The sequence below is a fragment of the Dyella lipolytica genome (genome assembly GCF_030160075.1).
Lineage (GTDB): Bacteria > Pseudomonadota > Gammaproteobacteria > Xanthomonadales > Rhodanobacteraceae > Dyella_B > Dyella_B lipolytica.
Map to the genome: position 1 here is coordinate 1,281,393 of NZ_BSNQ01000003.1, position 15,533 is coordinate 1,296,925.

Annotated in this window: 16 protein-coding genes; 5 read left to right on the top strand and 11 right to left on the bottom strand. The window is 61.8% G+C overall.

All coding sequences use genetic code 11. From position 1 onward, the window contains the following. Window positions 1–103 precede the first annotated feature (103 nt). From QQL64_RS07160 to QQL64_RS07190, 7 genes are all read right to left on the bottom strand, one after another. Complete coding sequence (locus QQL64_RS07160) at window positions 104–2,416, bottom strand: motility hub landmark protein FimV (protein ID WP_284397563.1); 2,313 nt, start codon at window positions 2,414–2,416, stop codon at window positions 104–106. 163 nt (window positions 2,417–2,579) lie between these two features. Continuing rightward, window positions 2,580–2,870 (bottom strand): hypothetical protein, encoded by a 291-nt coding sequence (locus QQL64_RS07165; RefSeq protein WP_284397565.1) that lies wholly within the window; start codon window positions 2,868–2,870, stop codon window positions 2,580–2,582. Continuing rightward, a complete protein-coding gene (locus tag QQL64_RS07170) occupies window positions 2,870–3,898 on the bottom strand; it encodes an aspartate-semialdehyde dehydrogenase (RefSeq protein ID WP_284397566.1) in 1,029 nt (342 codons plus the stop codon). Before QQL64_RS07170 ends, QQL64_RS07165 begins: the two co-directional genes overlap by 1 nt. A gap of 82 nt (window positions 3,899–3,980) precedes the next feature. Beyond that, window positions 3,981–4,994 (bottom strand): 2-hydroxyacid dehydrogenase, encoded by a 1,014-nt coding sequence (locus tag QQL64_RS07175; protein ID WP_284397568.1) that lies wholly within the window; start codon window positions 4,992–4,994, stop codon window positions 3,981–3,983. A gap of 72 nt (window positions 4,995–5,066) precedes the next feature. Further along, the gene (gene aroC / locus QQL64_RS07180; RefSeq protein WP_284397569.1) at window positions 5,067–6,155 is read right to left on the bottom strand and encodes a chorismate synthase; all 1,089 of its coding nucleotides are present in this window, start codon (window positions 6,153–6,155) and stop codon (window positions 5,067–5,069) included. 131 nt (window positions 6,156–6,286) lie between these two features. After that, window positions 6,287–7,213 carry a 50S ribosomal protein L3 N(5)-glutamine methyltransferase gene (gene prmB / locus QQL64_RS07185; RefSeq protein ID WP_284397572.1) on the bottom strand — a complete coding sequence of 309 codons (927 nt, stop codon included), beginning with the start codon at window positions 7,211–7,213 and terminating at the stop codon, window positions 6,287–6,289. A gap of 114 nt (window positions 7,214–7,327) precedes the next feature. Beyond that, window positions 7,328–7,642 (bottom strand): cupin domain-containing protein, encoded by a 315-nt coding sequence (locus QQL64_RS07190; RefSeq protein ID WP_284397575.1) that lies wholly within the window; start codon window positions 7,640–7,642, stop codon window positions 7,328–7,330. Between the two features lie 76 nt (window positions 7,643–7,718). Here QQL64_RS07190 and asd point away from each other — a divergent pair, with 76 nt between their 5' ends. Together asd and QQL64_RS07200 are read left to right on the top strand one after the other, a co-directional pair. After that, window positions 7,719–8,564 (top strand): archaetidylserine decarboxylase, encoded by an 846-nt coding sequence (gene asd / locus QQL64_RS07195; RefSeq protein ID WP_284397578.1) that lies wholly within the window; start codon window positions 7,719–7,721, stop codon window positions 8,562–8,564. A 153-nt stretch (window positions 8,565–8,717) separates the two neighbouring features. Beyond that, window positions 8,718–9,158 (top strand): hypothetical protein, encoded by a 441-nt coding sequence (locus QQL64_RS07200; protein ID WP_284397581.1) that lies wholly within the window; start codon window positions 8,718–8,720, stop codon window positions 9,156–9,158. Window positions 9,159–9,369: 211 nt separating this feature from the next. Here QQL64_RS07200 and QQL64_RS07205 read toward each other — a convergent pair whose 3' ends face one another. After that, on the bottom strand, window positions 9,370–10,857 hold the full coding sequence (locus tag QQL64_RS07205) for a transglycosylase SLT domain-containing protein (RefSeq protein WP_284397583.1): 1,488 nt from the start codon (window positions 10,855–10,857) through the stop codon (window positions 9,370–9,372). Window positions 10,858–11,032: 175 nt separating this feature from the next. Here QQL64_RS07205 and greB point away from each other — a divergent pair, with 175 nt between their 5' ends. Beyond that, window positions 11,033–11,533 (top strand): transcription elongation factor GreB, encoded by a 501-nt coding sequence (gene greB / locus QQL64_RS07210; protein WP_284397586.1) that lies wholly within the window; start codon window positions 11,033–11,035, stop codon window positions 11,531–11,533. A gap of 39 nt (window positions 11,534–11,572) precedes the next feature. Here the strand turns inward: greB and QQL64_RS07215 are convergent, their stop codons facing one another. Together QQL64_RS07215 and rimO are read right to left on the bottom strand one after the other, a co-directional pair. After that, window positions 11,573–12,385: a DUF3025 domain-containing protein gene (locus QQL64_RS07215; protein ID WP_284397589.1), complete on the bottom strand. Its 813-nt coding sequence runs from the start codon at window positions 12,383–12,385 to the stop codon at window positions 11,573–11,575. A 13-nt stretch (window positions 12,386–12,398) separates the two neighbouring features. Further along, on the bottom strand, window positions 12,399–13,718 hold the full coding sequence (gene rimO, locus QQL64_RS07220; RefSeq protein ID WP_284397592.1) for a 30S ribosomal protein S12 methylthiotransferase RimO: 1,320 nt from the start codon (window positions 13,716–13,718) through the stop codon (window positions 12,399–12,401). Between the two features lie 107 nt (window positions 13,719–13,825). On the opposite strand from rimO, the gene QQL64_RS07225 reads away from it, so the two are divergent. Both QQL64_RS07225 and QQL64_RS07230 read left to right on the top strand, forming a co-directional pair. Next, window positions 13,826–14,500: a dienelactone hydrolase family protein gene (locus QQL64_RS07225; protein WP_284397594.1), complete on the top strand. Its 675-nt coding sequence runs from the start codon at window positions 13,826–13,828 to the stop codon at window positions 14,498–14,500. Continuing rightward, entirely contained in the window at window positions 14,497–14,922 is a 426-nt protein-coding gene (locus tag QQL64_RS07230; protein WP_284397596.1) for an HIT domain-containing protein, read from the top strand. Before QQL64_RS07225 ends, QQL64_RS07230 begins: the two co-directional genes overlap by 4 nt. Window positions 14,923–15,010: 88 nt before the next feature. Here QQL64_RS07230 and QQL64_RS07235 read toward each other — a convergent pair whose 3' ends face one another. Continuing rightward, the gene (locus QQL64_RS07235; RefSeq protein ID WP_284397598.1) at window positions 15,011–15,517 is read right to left on the bottom strand and encodes a hypothetical protein; all 507 of its coding nucleotides are present in this window, start codon (window positions 15,515–15,517) and stop codon (window positions 15,011–15,013) included. Window positions 15,518–15,533: the final 16 nt, after the last annotated feature.

Here is a 15,533-nt window from a genome sequence, read left to right on the forward strand (position 1 = left end):
TGAAGATGCTGCTTTCCTTTAGCTGCCTTCTTGCGTTTGAAGGCCGTAAAAGCATCGGGCCGGCATGGCCGGCCCGATCTATGTCATTTGAACGCTGCGGCAATCAGTGGATTTTAGCCATCAACGTCTTCGCCACATCTTTCTGGATCTGGCTGCCTTCCTGCAACACTTCTTCGAGCATCGCGCGGGCGCCGTCGGGATCGCCCATGTCGAGATAGGCGCGGGCGAGGTCGAGCTTGGTGTCGATCGGGTTATCGTGCAGCTCGCCAAAATCCTCTTCGTGCCCGGCAGGGGAAACCTGGGCCACCTCGGCGGGTTCATCATGGAACTGCCAGGTGGACGCGGGCTCTTGCTCTGCTGCCGGTTTTACCGCGGCCTTGGAGTCGACCTTAGTGGCTGTGTCCCCATGATGCGGCGTCAGATCAAAGTCGAAGTGGTACTCGCTGACCTTGGACGGCAGCGGCGGCGGTGCGCCCTTGGTCGCGGCTGATGCCGAAGCCTGACTGCCGGCATAGCTATCCAGGTCGAAATGATGCAGCGGCGATCGCTCGTCGTGCGTCGACGCAGGGATGGCCGCTTGCGCAAACAGCGGATGGCCCGGAGCCAGGTCTTCGCCCATATGCACCACATCCTGCCATTCCGGCTGATCGGGATCGGTGATGTGCGCGTGCATGGCTTCGGCAGCTGCCTCGAAGTGCTCCACGTCGCGGCGGGTGTAGTACAGGCTGACCAGTTCCAGATGCAGTCCGATGTCATCGGGCTGTTCGGCCAGCTGATCGAGCAATTCGTCCTGATCCGGATCGGAGCCGGCTGCTGCGTGAGCCAGGTCATCGGCATCCGCCGTACCGAAACGATCCGCGAGCGAACCCTTCGATGGCGACGATGATGGCTTGGCTGGCTTGTCGGTCGACTTGCCGCGGCGTGTCAGCAGCCCCAGCAGCAGTAGGACGACTACACCGCCGCCCGCTGCCCACGCCCAGGTCTGCATGTACCACGGCTGCTCGGCAACAGCCGGCGCAGGTGTCGGGACTCGGTGCACGGGATGGCTTGCCGGCTTCGCGGCCGGCGTATTCAGCGGCGTAGTAACGACTGCCGGGTGGGCAGCCGTTGAACTGCTGACCGGCGCGGTTGCGGCGCTAGTCAGCGCGGGAGCAGTGGCGGTGGCCGTGTGCGTTGTGGAAGCCGCAGGCGCGGGTTGCGTCACTTTGGCCGGTGCCGCAGGGACAGGCACGACAGCGGCAACGGGTGCCGGCGGCAGGCCAGCTGTTTTGCGCGCATCGGCGAGCTTCTTCTGCAGATCCGCGATTTCGTTGTCCTTGAGCGACAGCAAGCGCTGGTTCTTGCCATTGATGTCTTCCAGATCTTTCAGCCTGGATTTCAGCTCGTCGCTTTGCTGCTGCAGGGAAGACAGCGTTTCCTGGCTGCGCTGCAGTTCCTGGCGAATGTTGGCATTGGCGCCACCCTTGCCATTGGTGCCACCGGCGGACTGCCCTTCGCTGCCCGGAGGAACCAGAGCAAGTTTGTCGGCTTTGCTGGTAGCGGTCGGCGCGACCGATGCATTCGAGCGCGTGCCGCCTGCCGCCACGGCTACCGGCGCGGTCACCGTGCCGTTGCGCCAATCGCTGTCCTGCTGGTGCACCGTAGCGGCGGCGGCGGCGGCTGCAACGGCCAGCGCGTCGTCGCGGGAAGGTACACGCAGCACGGCGCCAGCTTTCAGGGCGTTGATATTGTCGTGGTAGAAGGCATCCGGATTGGCGGCCTTCAGCGCAAGCATCATCTGGTTTTTATCGACGCCGGAGGGTGCCGTTTCCACCGCCACGTGGGAAAGCGTCTGGCCCTTGCCGATCGGGCCGAACTCGCCGTTCTTGACCACGGCTGCCGCATGGTGCACAGGTGCCGGTGTAGCGGCGGGCGCAGCGGCAGTCTGGCGTGGGCTGGCTGTGGTTGTGCTCTCTGATGTGGGTGCGCTGCTGCTTACTGCCGGCGCGCGACGACGGGTGGGTGCGCTGCTTGCCGCCGCTTGCTGTACCTTTTTCGGAGGATCGAGCAAAACGGCGAATTCGCGCACGCTGCTACCCGTGCTGCTGCTGACTTCCACGAAGAGATCAAGGTAGGGGTCGTCCACCGTGCCGCTACTGGTAATGCGGATCACCTTGTGACCGTTCACATCCGCCACGCTGAATTGCAGGGGGATCGTGGGGCGCTGCGCACCCGCCTTGGAAAAGGCGTCGTTCGATGCCAGCTGGGCGCTCAGGCTTTGCAGTTCGGCCGGGGTGGCCTGGGTGACCGGTATCTCTACCAGCAGTGGCTGCCCTAGCGCTGACTTAACATGCGCCTGGCCCAGCTCTACGGCTGCTGCCTGAGTACTGCCCAGCGCAAGCGCCATCAGTATCGACAGTTTCAACGAACGATTCATCGCGCACTCCCCCGAACGACCGGACGCTTTACTTAAATCACCGCAGGTTGCGGTGACTTCCTCTTAGAAGGCGTCACTTTAGTTAGATAAACGTCAATCAACAATAGCTAAGGCGCCCAGCAAGCCCGTCCGGGGGCGAATTTTTCTACCGGCGTGACGGCGGTCAATGACCGGCCGCCGGCCTCTTGGAGGCCTCTTGAGCGGCCTTCAGCTGCTCGCGCAACTCCGCAATAGTACGGTCTTGTTGTTGCAGGCGCTCGGCCGCCTGTCGGCTGGCGGATTCCTGCTGCCCTACGTCCTTTTGCAGATGCTCGACCTCGGCCTGGCTCTTGACCACCCGCTGGTTCACGTTACTCACCGCTTGTGGGCCGGCCGACGGCGGGTCCGCCCAAGCGGTAGCTGAAACCAACAGGGCGCCAGCGAGCACGAAAAGAGTCGGTGCGATGCGTTGCATTACAGATAATCCTCGATCAGCAATTCCGCGATCTGCACGGCATTGAGCGCTGCGCCCTTGCGGATGTTGTCGGCCACGATCCACAGGTCCAGCCCGCGGTCGTGGGAAATGTCTTCGCGGATACGGCCGACGAATACCGGATCCTGACCGGCCGCGTCGCCCACCGGGGTCGGGTAACCGCCGGCCTTGCGCTCGTCTTGCACCACGATGCCTTCAGCTTGTTCGAGCAGTGCGCGAGCCTGCTCGGCGCTGATCTTGTCGCGCGTTTCGATATGCACGGCTTCGGCGTGGCCATAGAACACCGGTACGCGCACGGCGGTGGGATTCACCTGGATCGATTCGTCCTCCAGGATCTTGCGCGTCTCCCACACCATCTTCATTTCTTCCTTGGTGTAACCGTTGGCCTGGAAGTCGTCGATGTGGGGAATCACATTGAAGGCAATCTGTTTGGGAAACTTGGTCTTTTCGACTTCCTGGAAATTGAGCAGCGCGGCAGTCTGCTTGCCCAGTTCTTCCATGCCCGAACGGCCCGCGCCGGACACCGACTGATAGGTCGCCACGTTGATGCGTTCGATGCCCACAGCGCGATGGATCGGCGCCAGCGCCACCAGCATCTGCATGGTGGAGCAGTTGGGGTTGGCGATGATGCCACGCTGCGTGTACTGCGCAATGGCATGCGGGTTCACTTCGCTCACCACCAACGGGATGTCGTCCTGGTAGCGGAATTCCGAGGTGTTGTCGATCACCACGGCACCGGCTGCAGCGGCGCGCGGCGCATGCACGCGGCTGACCGAACCGCCGGCCGAAAAGAAGGCGATGTCCACGCCCGTGAAATCGTAGTCGGCCAGGTTTTGCACGGTGATCTGTTTGCCGTCGAACTCCACTTTACCGCCCGCAGAACGCTCGCTCGCCAGCGGCACCAGCTCGCTGACCGGAAATTCGCGCTGAGCCAGGATGCTCAGCAGCGTTTCGCCCACGGCGCCAGTCGCGCCTACCATGGCTACCTTGTAACTGCTCTTCTTGCTCATCGTTGGTCACATGTCAGGGAATGGGAATCTAGCCTGCGTCGCAGGCAAACAATACGGCACAGCCTCGCCAGCGTGAGACATATCACGTTTCACCGCCACGCCCGCCCAGTACTTGGGGGTTGAGCAGCGAAGGCGGATGTCCCGCGCTGGGGCCGTAGCCCAGCGCAGCCAGCATATTGTCGGCGGCCAGCTGAGCCATCGCGCGGCGCGTATCGGCGCTGGCGCTGGCGATATGCGGGCTTAGCACGGCGTTCTCGAGTTCGCGCAAGGCGGAATGCACCGAGGGCTCGCCTTCGAATACGTCCAGGCCCGCCGCAGCCAGCCTGCCCTCGCGCAACGCTGCCGCCAGCGCAGCGTCGTCGACGATGCCACCGCGGGCGATATTCACCAGCACCGCGGTTGGCTTCATGTGCGCTAGCTCGTCCGCGCCGATCGCGTGATGGTTTTGCGCGTTGTACGGTAGTACCAGTACGAGATGATCGGACCGCTGCAGCAGTTCGGCTTTATCCACCCATATAGCACGACACTCGTGCTCGACGGCCTCAGGCAGGCGCGAACGGTTGTGATAGATCACGTGCATATCGAACCCGATAGCGCGACGTGCCACCGCTTGCCCAATGCGCCCCATGCCGAAGATGCCCAGCGTCTTGCCGTGAACATCCACGCCGAGCCAGTCGTCGAAACGCATGCCGCCACGCCACCGACCCGCACGCAACCAGCGCTCGGCGCTACTGACACGTCGCGCCGCCGCCAACAGCAACGCCCACGCGTAATCGGCCGTGGTCTGGGTAAGCACGTCGGGCGTATTGGTGGCGAGGACACCCGCGGCGGTCAATGCCGGCAGATCGAGATTGTTGTAACCCACGCCCAGGTTCGCGATCGCGCGAAGACGCCGGTTGCCTGCCAGCACGCCGGCGTCGATGCGGTCGCTCAGACCGACGATCGCGCCGTCGACCTCAGCGAGCTTTTTATGCAGTTGCTCCGGCGTGCGCTTGGTCTCTTTCGCTTCGGTACGCACATCCACGTACTGCGCCAGGCTGGCCAGCACTTCTGGAAATAGCGGGCGCGAAACCCAAACGCTTTGCGACTTGCTCATCGTAAATCGACTACCGTGAGAGACCTACTGCTTGCATGCCGGCGTGATATTGACGCCAGCCACCCCATTCCATCAGGGAATGAGCGGTTTTATCTCACCCACGTCGCCACACTGCGCACGGTGGCGCAAGGCGTGGTCCATCAGCACCAGCGCCATCATCGCCTCGGCGATAGGTGTGGCACGGATCCCGACGCAGGGATCGTGACGCCCTTTGGTCACCACCTCCACCGCCTCGCCAGCCAGATTCACGCTGTGGCCGGGAATAAGAATGCTGGAAGTGGGCTTGAGCGCGATCGAGGCACGCACAACCTGCCCCGTACTGATCCCGCCCAGGATGCCACCGGCATGATTGGACGTAAAGCCGTCCATATACATTTCATCGCGGTGCTGGCTGCCGTGCTGGGCGACCGCATCGAAACCATCGCCAATTTCCACACCTTTGACCGCATTGATGGACATCAGCGCCGAGGCCAGATCGCCATCCAACTTGCCATAGATCGGCTCGCCCCAGCCGGGCGGCACGCCTTCGGCCTCCACGTTCACCCTGGCGCCGACCGAATCGCCGGACTTGCGTAGCGCGTCCATGTATTTTTCCAGCGCAGGCACCTGTGCCTCGTGCGGCCAGAAAAACGTATTCTGCTCGACGGCCTCCCAGTCGAATCCTGCGGGAACAAGATCACCCAACTGGGCCAGATAGCCGCGAACGCGTACGCCGTTGCGCTCGGCCAACCACTTCTTGGCGATCACCGCCGCCGCGACGCGCATGGTGGTTTCGCGCGCCGACGACCGCCCACCGCCGCGCGGATCGCGAATGCCGTACTTCTGCCAATAGGTGTAGTCGGCGTGCCCGGGGCGGAATGTCTCGGCGATATCGCCGTAATCCTTGCTGCGTTGGTCGGTATTGCGAATCAGCAGCGCGATCGGTGTACCGGTGGTGCGTCCCTGGTAAACGCCCGAGAGAATTTCCACGTCGTCCGCTTCGCGGCGTTGGGAGGTATGGCGGCTGCGGCCCGTAGCGCGCCGATCGAGATCGGTGCGGAATTCTTCCGGGGCGATGGCTAATCCAGGCGGACATCCATCGACCACGCAGCCAATAGCTGGACCGTGGCTTTCGCCAAACGTGGTGACCGTGAAGAGCTTGCCGGTGGAATTGCTGGACACAGGGAAAACCAGTAGCGGGGAGTGAATACCCCGCATCTTGCCATGCTCGTGAGCCTGGCGCCCTTCTGCTGTTTAACCGTCCGTTTCGGCGAGCAGCCACTCGCGCGCCGGCAAGGCATAGATCACGTCATTCAGCGCGGACGGCGTGCTGAAGCCGCCGCGCGAATTACAGCGGCATACTCCACCAGCTCTCGCCGCTCCAGCGCGAACACACCCATCGGCCCCACTTTGAACTCGATCCATACGAAGGGCACGTCCGGCAGCAGCGCGTTGAGCGCGTGCTCGCTTTCACCGACTTCGACGATCAGCAAACCGTCTTCGCTGAGATAGTCGGCTGCTTCGTCGAGGATGCGTAGGCAGATATCGAGGCCATCGTCGCCCGAGGTGAGGCCGAGTTTGGGCTCATGGCTGTACTCGCCCGGCAGCGCGGCGTATTCGTCCTCGGTGACGTACGGCGGATTGGAGACGATCAGATCGTACTGACGGCCCTTGAGCCCAACAAAAAGATCGGAGCGCACAACATCCACGCGATCGTCCACGTGCTGGAACGCCACGTTTTCGCGCGCCAGCGATAAGGCATCGTCGCTGATATCCACGATGTCGACCTGCCAGTGCGGGTTGTACTCGGCCATCGCGATGCCGATGCAGCCGGAACCAGTGCACAGATCCAGCGCGCGCTCCACGTGTCGACCGTCCAGCCACGGCGTAAAACCAGATTCGATCAGCTCGGCGATCGGCGAGCGCGGCACCAGGGCGCGGCGATCACTCTTGAATTTCAATCCGGCGAACCAGGTTTCGCCCACCAGATAGGCCACCGGCAGACGCTCGTTGACGCGGCGCTCGATCAGGTTCAGCACGCGTGCGCGCTCCTCGGCAGTGAGCTTCCCGGCGCCGTAAGCCGGCGGAATATCCGGCGGCAGATGCAAGCTGGCCAGCACCAGATGCGTGGCTTCGTCGATCGGATTGTCGTGGCTATGCCCGAAAGTAAGCCCCGCCGCGGAGAAGCGGCTGGCGCCGTAGCGGATGAAGTCGATGATCGAGGCGAGTTCGGCAGTCACGTGAGCACGGTCCGGCTGGGGGGCTGTGAAGTATAGCGACTGCTTGTCTTTCGCCCCATGCAGCCCCACCAGCTATGCCCCAGACGCGCTGGGGCTCGCTGTGCTCACCCCAGCCTAGGCTGCCTCTCCGCCGTTGGGTCCGTAGAACATCACCCAGGCGCTGAAGTCCTTGCTGAAATCCTCAAAGTGGTGCGGTGTGCCGGCTGGTACAAACAGCACCTCGCCCGGCCCGAATGGCTGTCGCGTATCGCCGCACACGAAATAGCCGCGACCCGAAATCACCACGCAAAGCTCATCGCGTCGATGCGGTGTCTGCATATCGATGCCGGCCGGCTGGAAGATTTCCACTTCCAGCGAGCCGTGCTTGAACATGCCGATCGTTGTCTTCCTGGCCTGATCGAGTGCGGCCAACGCGGTGGCCGGAGTCATTCGTTGTTGCATATCGCCTCCCCCGAAACGATGCAGCCCCCGCCTGAAATCGCTTCGTATTGCCTATACTTGCTGGATGACTTTCAAGATATTCCTGCAATACATCCTTCCCCATCGGGCCTTGTCGCGCGTGGTTTACTGGGCCACACGCTGGACGTTCGCACCCTGGAAGAATTTCCTGATCGGCCAGATCGTGCGGCGCTATCAGGTCGACATGACCGAAGCTGCACAACCGGACCCGCTTGCCTACCCCCACTTCAACGCGTTCTTCACCCGTAAGTTGCGTACCCATGCCCGCCAGGCGGATGCGGCTCCAGCCGCCCTGCTCTCACCGGCTGACGGACGCATCAGCCAGGCGGGCCCCATCGTCGACGGACGCATTTTCCAGGCCAAAGGACAGGACTACACGGCCGCCGAACTACTGGGTGACGAAGCCGCAGCCGCGCCTTATCGCAACGGCCGTTTCGCCACCATCTACCTGTCGCCGCGTGACTACCACCGCGTGCACATGCCCGTTCGCGGCGAGCTGAAAGAGACAGTGCATATCCCGGGCCGAATCTTCAGCGTGGCCCCGTTTGCCGTCGAAGCCATCCCGCGCTTGTTCGCGCGCAACGAGCGGCTGGTCTGTCACTTCGAGGGCGAACACGGCCCGTTCGCTGTGGTGATGGTGGGCGCGATCCTGGTGTCTTCGGTCGCCACGGTGTGGGATGGGCTGGTGATTCCTCCCTACGCGCCCTCGATTCGGCGCAAATCGTTTGGGGGACAAAACATCTCCCTGGATCGCTTCAACGAGATGGCGCGCTTCAATATGGGCTCCACGGTGATCGTGCTATTCCCCGAGGGAGCGACCGAGCTGGACACCTTGCTGCCGCAGCAAGCCATCAAGGTGGGTGAGCGAATAGGTGAACTGCGTCACACTTAATGAGCCAAATAGCCGTCGGCTGCCAACCCAACGTGGCGAACCCTGACACTTGTTGTCATTTTGTGACGTTTTCGGCGCATTCCTTAACGACGAGTCACTATCCTCCGTGACCAATCCGCGCGCCCGTGCGGCATCTGTCCAACGAGGGGTCACATGCAGATCGTCACCCGCCTTATCGCGATAACTCGCGCTCGGCAGCTGCAGCGTCAGTTCCAGCAGATCGAGCGCAGCATCTCCCCGCTTCCCGCACGCGTCCGCTCGCGTCTGGGACTCATGACGCTCCGGGAAATTGGCCAGGCGTCCAAGTGCGAGTTCCCCCACCTGTACAGCACGGCGCCGGAACACCGCTATATGCCGTGGGGACAGGGCACTGAGATTGGCTTCGCCCGCTCGAAGTCCGATAACCCCGAAGTCGCCTTGCGCGGCATCGCCCTGTGGCTGGCCGTGGCCTACCACGAGACCAAGGATTCGCAGTACGCCAGTCTGCAGCCGCAGCATCGCCAACTGCTGCGCGTGTTGCGCGAACTGCGCGATGCCGGCAGCGAACAGGCAGACGCGACGGCAGAGTGGATGCGATCGGGCGCAGCCGCCTAGACATCTTCACGTGGCAACACCTCGCGTCACGACATGACGAAGGGACGAGGGACGAGTAGCGAGGGCGTCAAGACCCGCACTCGTCCCTAACTAAGGAACGGCGACGGAGGAGACCCTGGCAGATTGCTCCAGGCGGCAATCTGTTCTCGGAGCCACCCTCGCTACTCGTCTCTCGCCCCTGCTTAGTCGGGCGTAAGGTGGCTTCGCCAAGCTACCGACAACTCGGCAGCTTCAATACCTGCCCCGCGCGAACATGGTCGAACTTGAGATTGTTCATGCGGGCTACTTCGTTCTCGCTCGAGCAGCTGCCGTGCTTGCGCAAAATACTGGCAAGGGTATCGCCGCGACGGACGGTGTAATGGACTACGGGATCCGGCGCTGCGGCAGCGGGCTGCGGCGCCGGCATCACCGGTACCACCGCGTTATGCAGATCGCTGGCAAGAATCGGCCAAGGGCCATTCACGCAACGCACGTCGTAGATCTTTTCCAGCGGCTTGGGCACCTGCAACACGGCGCCCATCGGCTGCTCCTGTTGCGGATCGAGTCGCGGGTTGAGGTTGCGCAGCGTTCGGAACCAGCCTTCAGACATATTGTTGGCCGAGCCAAGGCACACGGTAAGTTCCGAAATCGACGCCGCGCGCTTGAGCGTGACGCTGCCCAGCTGACCCTCGATCTGCGGAAAGTGCAGGTTATAGCTGTCCGGATGCAGGAACAGCCACGCCGCGGCGAGCACTTCCGGTACGTAGTCGCGTGTCTCCTGCGACATCTGGCCGTAGATGCGCGGATCGTAGAAGCTCACTGAGGTGTCGTCCCCGACCAGCCGTCGCATACGGCCTTCGCCGCCGTTGTAGGCCGCCAGCGTCAGTTCCAGATTGTCGTTGAACGCCTTTAGCTGCTCGTTCATGTACTCGGCATTTGCGCGGGCCGATTCAGCCGGATCGAAACGCGTATCGAATCCATCCTGCTCACTCAGTCCGAAACGCAGACCGGTGGCGTACATGAACTGCAACGGCCCCGCCGCGCCGGAACGCGATACGGCGTGCACCTTGCCGCCCGACTCCTTCGCCATGATGCCGAACAGCAACGCCTCAGGTAGACCCTGATCCTGGTATTGGGGCCACATCTCCTGGCGCAGGTATTGGTAATTGACATAGGCGTCCATCAGGTTCGAACGCCATTGGGTCAGCCACATCTCCAGCGCCGCTTTTACCGGGCCGTTCACGGCGATCAGTTCGGAAAGCTGATGCCCGCGCAGCAAGGTCACGCTGCGCTGTGCCTCCGGCAGGCTGGCACCGTCGGGCTGCCCGGCTTGCGGCACGGTCGCCGACGCCCCGGCGTCTTCGTTGGGGGTTTCGTCGCCGATAAAGCTGCCGTCCTTCAGGCGCAGCAGGCGATCGAACACCGAGAAGAAACGCTGCGGATCGCAGCCGGGCGTCGTGCCGCAGTGTGCCGCGGCATTCTTCAACTGATCGAGCGACTGGTCCAAGGTCTTCTGTGCGCCTTGCGTATCGCCTGCGCGCGTCTGCTGCAAGGCCGCCTCATAACCCTGACTAGCTTGATCGAGCTGGCTGTAGAGCCCGTTCACGGAAGCGGAAGGCTGTTTGACCGTCCCTCCGCCCGAAGCACAGGCCGTCAACTGCATAAACGCCACGATCAATGAAACCAATCGGAGGGAACGGACGGCGGGACGGTAAGGCATGACGGACTACACCAGCTATAAAGGCGCAACCATAGCCCGCGCGGCGTGCAGACTCAAACAACTTATTTCGATGCCATCGCCTTCACATCGCTACAATCGGGCGTCATTCTGGAACGCCACCCACGACAGACATCCTGACTGGATGCAACCTAGGCAAGAGGCACTGAGCATCATCATGAGTCGTTGGCGCCCCCCTGCCCCCCGCTCCACCGCGATCATCACGCGCGAAGGTTTCGAAAAGCTCAAAAGCGAACTGGATCATCTGTGGCATACGCTTCGACCCGAAGTGGTGAAGGCGCTGGCCGCTGCCGCGGCCGAAGGCGATCGATCGGAGAATGCGGAATACACGTATCGCAAGAAACAGCTCGGCGAAATCGATCGCCGCGTGCGTTATCTCAGCAAACGCATTCCTTCGCTAAAGGTGGCCGAGGGCGCACCGGCTGATCGTGAATCCGTGTTCTTCGGCGCGCTGATTGAATTGGAAAACATCGACAGTGGCGAAACCTTGCGTTATCGCATCGTCGGACCTGACGAAACGGATGCCAAGCGCGGCTGGATCAGCATCGACTCACCGCTGGCGCTTGCCGTGATGAAAAAAAAGCTGGACGACGAATTCGAAGCCGAGTTGCCGTCTGGCCGCACACGCTTTGCGGTGATTGGCGTGGAATACCCGTAACTGGGGTTCCACCACATTTGATGAAGGGTCGACCCGGCCCTACGTAAGATGTAAGGGCAAAGGGTAATGCCTGCCGCTGCGCAGGGGCTGGTAGCACGCGGCGCCGAGGTGGAACGTCTCATCTTCATTCGCGGCGTGCCAACCGGGAATGCCCGACAGCGGTAACGGTCGCAGCTCCAGCGGATCGCGCAATACCTGCCCTTTTGCAATCGCGTTGGCACAGCATGCAAGCGCACGGGAATGGTCCGCGTCGCCATTCACAAGAACGACCAGCGCTTTGCCCACGAGCAGCTTGCCTGGCGTCAATGCATGCTCAAGCAACGCATGGCCAAACACTTCCAATCCGATCGAACCATCGCGCCACGCTTCGCGGCGACGCCAGAACAGTTCATGCCAATCGTGCACATCCCACAACGCAAGCAAGGCCGGATCGCGCACGATCACCACCACACCCGCCTCGTCGAAATGCGTCTGCGCGTATTGCGCACGAGAACGCTCGCGCGGACCAAAGCGGGCAACGTCGATCGCCTGTTGTTGATTGAGCGCACGTTTTAGCTGCGGATAACGCAACCAGATTAACGCGTTGAACAAGTCGTGCCAGTTCGCCTCTCGCGTGGCGATCAGGCCAAGACGCGCGATGCGTTCCTCATAGTGCAGACCGTCTTCCAGCAGCGCTCGCGTCTGGGTGACAAAGCGCTCGCTGGCATCATGCGACCAGCACGCGTTGAGATCATCGATGGACGGCCAGGATGCGCCACGCAGCCACGCATCGTGCTCGCGCCAATAGGCCAATGGCGCCAGCGCAAAGACAGCCGGATCAACGGCTTGCCGCGCTGGTGCGATGTAGCGCATGCCGTGCGGCGAATCAGTGGACCAGACGCGCGTGCAGATCGTGCTCGTCTGCCGCTTCCACCACGACATCGACAAACTGGCCCGATTTCAGCGACTGCCCGTCGGCAATGTGTACGACGCCGTCGATCTCCGGCGCATCGGCGGCCGAGCGTGCGACAGCGCCGTCGGCGCCGGCTTCGTCGACCAGCACCTTGATCGTCCGGCCAATCTTCCGTTGCAGCTTTGCGGCGGAAATCTCCGCCTGCACCGCCATGAACTGTTCGAGACGATCTTCCTTCAGTTCTTCGGAAACCGGATTGGGAAGTTCGTTGGCTTTGGCGCCGTCCACCGGCGAGTAAGCGAAAGCACCGACGCGATCCAGCTCTGCTTCGCGCAGGAAATCGAGCAGCTCCTCGAACTCCGCATCGGTCTCGCCCGGAAAGCCGACGATAAACGTGCTGCGCAACGTGAGATCGGGCACCAGCTTGCGCCAGTTGCGGATGCGCTCCAGCGTCTTGTCGATATTGCCCGGGCGCTTCATCAGCTTGAGAATGCGCGGACTTGCATGCTGGAACGGGATGTCCAGATACGGGAGGATCTTGCCCTCCGCCATCAAGGGCATGATCTCGTCCACGTGCGGATACGGGTAGACGTAATGCAGGCGCGTCCACGCGCCCAGCTCGGAAAGACCTTCGCAGAGTTCAGTCATACGCGTGCGATAGGTCTTCTCTCGCCATGTGCGTTCGGCGTATTTCACGTCAACGCCATAGGCACTGGTGTCCTGCGAAATCACCAGCAACTCTTTCACGCCACCCTTGACGAGGCGCTCCGCCTCGATCAGCACTTCATCGACCGGACGCGACACCAGATCGCCGCGCATCGACGGAATAATGCAGAAACTGCAGCGGTGATTGCAGCCTTCGGAAATCTTTAAGTACGCGTAATGCTTCGGCGTCAGCTTGATCCCGGTGTCGGGAATGATGTCCAACAGCGGATTGCGCTTGGGCGGCAACGCGCTGTGCACTGCGCTCATTACACTGGCGTAGTCCTGCGGGCCGGTGATGGCGAGCACGTCGGGATACGCTTCGCGAATCAGCTCGGAACGCTTGCCCAAACAACCGGTGACGATCACCTTGCCGTTCTCGTGCAAGGCCTCACCGATCGCATCCAGCGACTCCTGCACCGCTGCATCGATAAAGCCGCAAGTGTTCACTACCACTGCGTCGGCTGCGTCGTAGCTGGGCACGATCTCATAGCCCTCGACCTTGAGCTGGGTGAGGATGCGTTCGGAATCGACCAGCGCCTTGGGACAGCCCAGGCTGACGAAACCGATTTTCTGAGACGCCTTTGACATGGCTATAACTACCGTAAACCAGCGGGAAACGGTCAATTGTACGCCAGATCGACCCTGTCGCCCCTGCGGTTAAACTGACTGGAAGTTCAGTTTAAGGAAGGCGGCTCATGGGTAAGCACATCAACGTCCCGACCAGCGGCACGCAATGCATCGGCGCGTATCTCGCCGAAGCACCTGGAAAACCCAAGGGCGGCATCGTGGTGATCCAGGAGATTTTCGGCGTCAATGCGCATATCCGCAGTGTTGCGGACCGTTTCGCTGCCTCCGGCTATACCGCGATTGCGCCGGCCTTTTTCGATCACCTGGAAACCGATGTCGAGCTCGACTACACCGATGCAGGTATGAACAAAGGTAGACAGCTGATTACCGAGGTGGGATTGGACCGTGCCTTGGAGGACGTCGCCAGTGCTGCCGAGGCCATCGCTTCGGCAGGCAAGATCGGTACTGTTGGCTATTGCTGGGGCGGTACGGTCGCTTTCTTGTCTGCGATTCGGCTGGGGCTGCCCTCGGTGAGTTACTACGGTGCGCGTAATGTGCCGTTCCTTGCTGAAACACCGAAAGCACCAGTCATGTTCCATTTCGGCGGGGAGGACAAGTCCATCCCGCCCGAGATGGTAGCCAAGCATCGTGAATCGCTACCGCAGATGGACGTCTTTAGCTACGCCGGCGCCGGACACGCGTTCAATCGCGATATCGATCCGAGCCACTACCACGAGACCAGCGCCAAGCTCGCATTGCAGCGAACGATGGCGTTCTTCGACACATACCTGGCTAACGCATGAGGCGTCCGGAGTTCATTCTCGATTCGCGCTTGCAGGCGGATACCGTACCGGTAGCATCGCTCGACATGTGCAACGTGCTGCTAATGAACGATGCACGTTTTCCTTGGCTGATCGTGGTACCGCGCGAAGCGGGCCTGGTCGAAATTTCCGACCTTGGCGATCAGTCGCAACAGCGCCTGTGGCGTGAAGTCAATCGTGCGGCGCTGGCGCTGCGCGAAGTGGCTCCCTGCGACAAACTCAACATCGGCGCACTCGGCAACATAGTGCGGCAGTTGCATATCCACGTTGTCGCGCGCCGGCACGATGATGCGGCATGGCCGGGTCCGGTGTGGGGCCACGGTCGCGCCGAGCCTTATACGGAAAGCGAGCTGCGATCACGGGTCGAGCTGTTGCGGCATCACCTCGACATCTCGCCCGACTGACGCGGTAACACCGCCATTTTCAATCTGCACAAAAGAAAAGCGCCCGCATATCCGCGGGCGCTTTTTTATTCGTATTGCGGTCGCCGGATCAGTGACCGGACGAACTGTCGGACGCGTTGCCGTACGGAGTACCGGCGGCGTCCTTGTTGGTATCGCTGGTGGGAGCCGTGGAAGGCGCGCGATAGTCTTCGAGCGCGCGCGCCTTGGTCTCGATCGGGTTGATGCGTGCCAGCTTGCCGCCGTCGTCATAGTAGGCGACGAAGCCATAATCGAGCTGCAGACGCGCCATGTATTGCAGGTGCTGTTTTTTGATCTTGGAATCGTCGCTCGGCACCAGCAGCACGGTCTTGGGCAACTTGCCCGAGTCCTTCAGATAAGCGAAATGGCTGCCTGCATCAAGCGCGGAAAGTACAGCGCCATCGATCAGGAACTGTCCGCTCTTGTACGCCTTGATCGTCATGTCGAACTGGCTTTGTACCTGTGTGATCTCCGCCGCGCTCTTGGTGGCATTGCGATGGCAACCGCCAAGCAGTAGCAGGCTGCCGATCAGAAGCACGGCGGCGCCGCGGGTCGGCAACTTGGAAAAACGGATCATGCGGATCTCCTGCAAA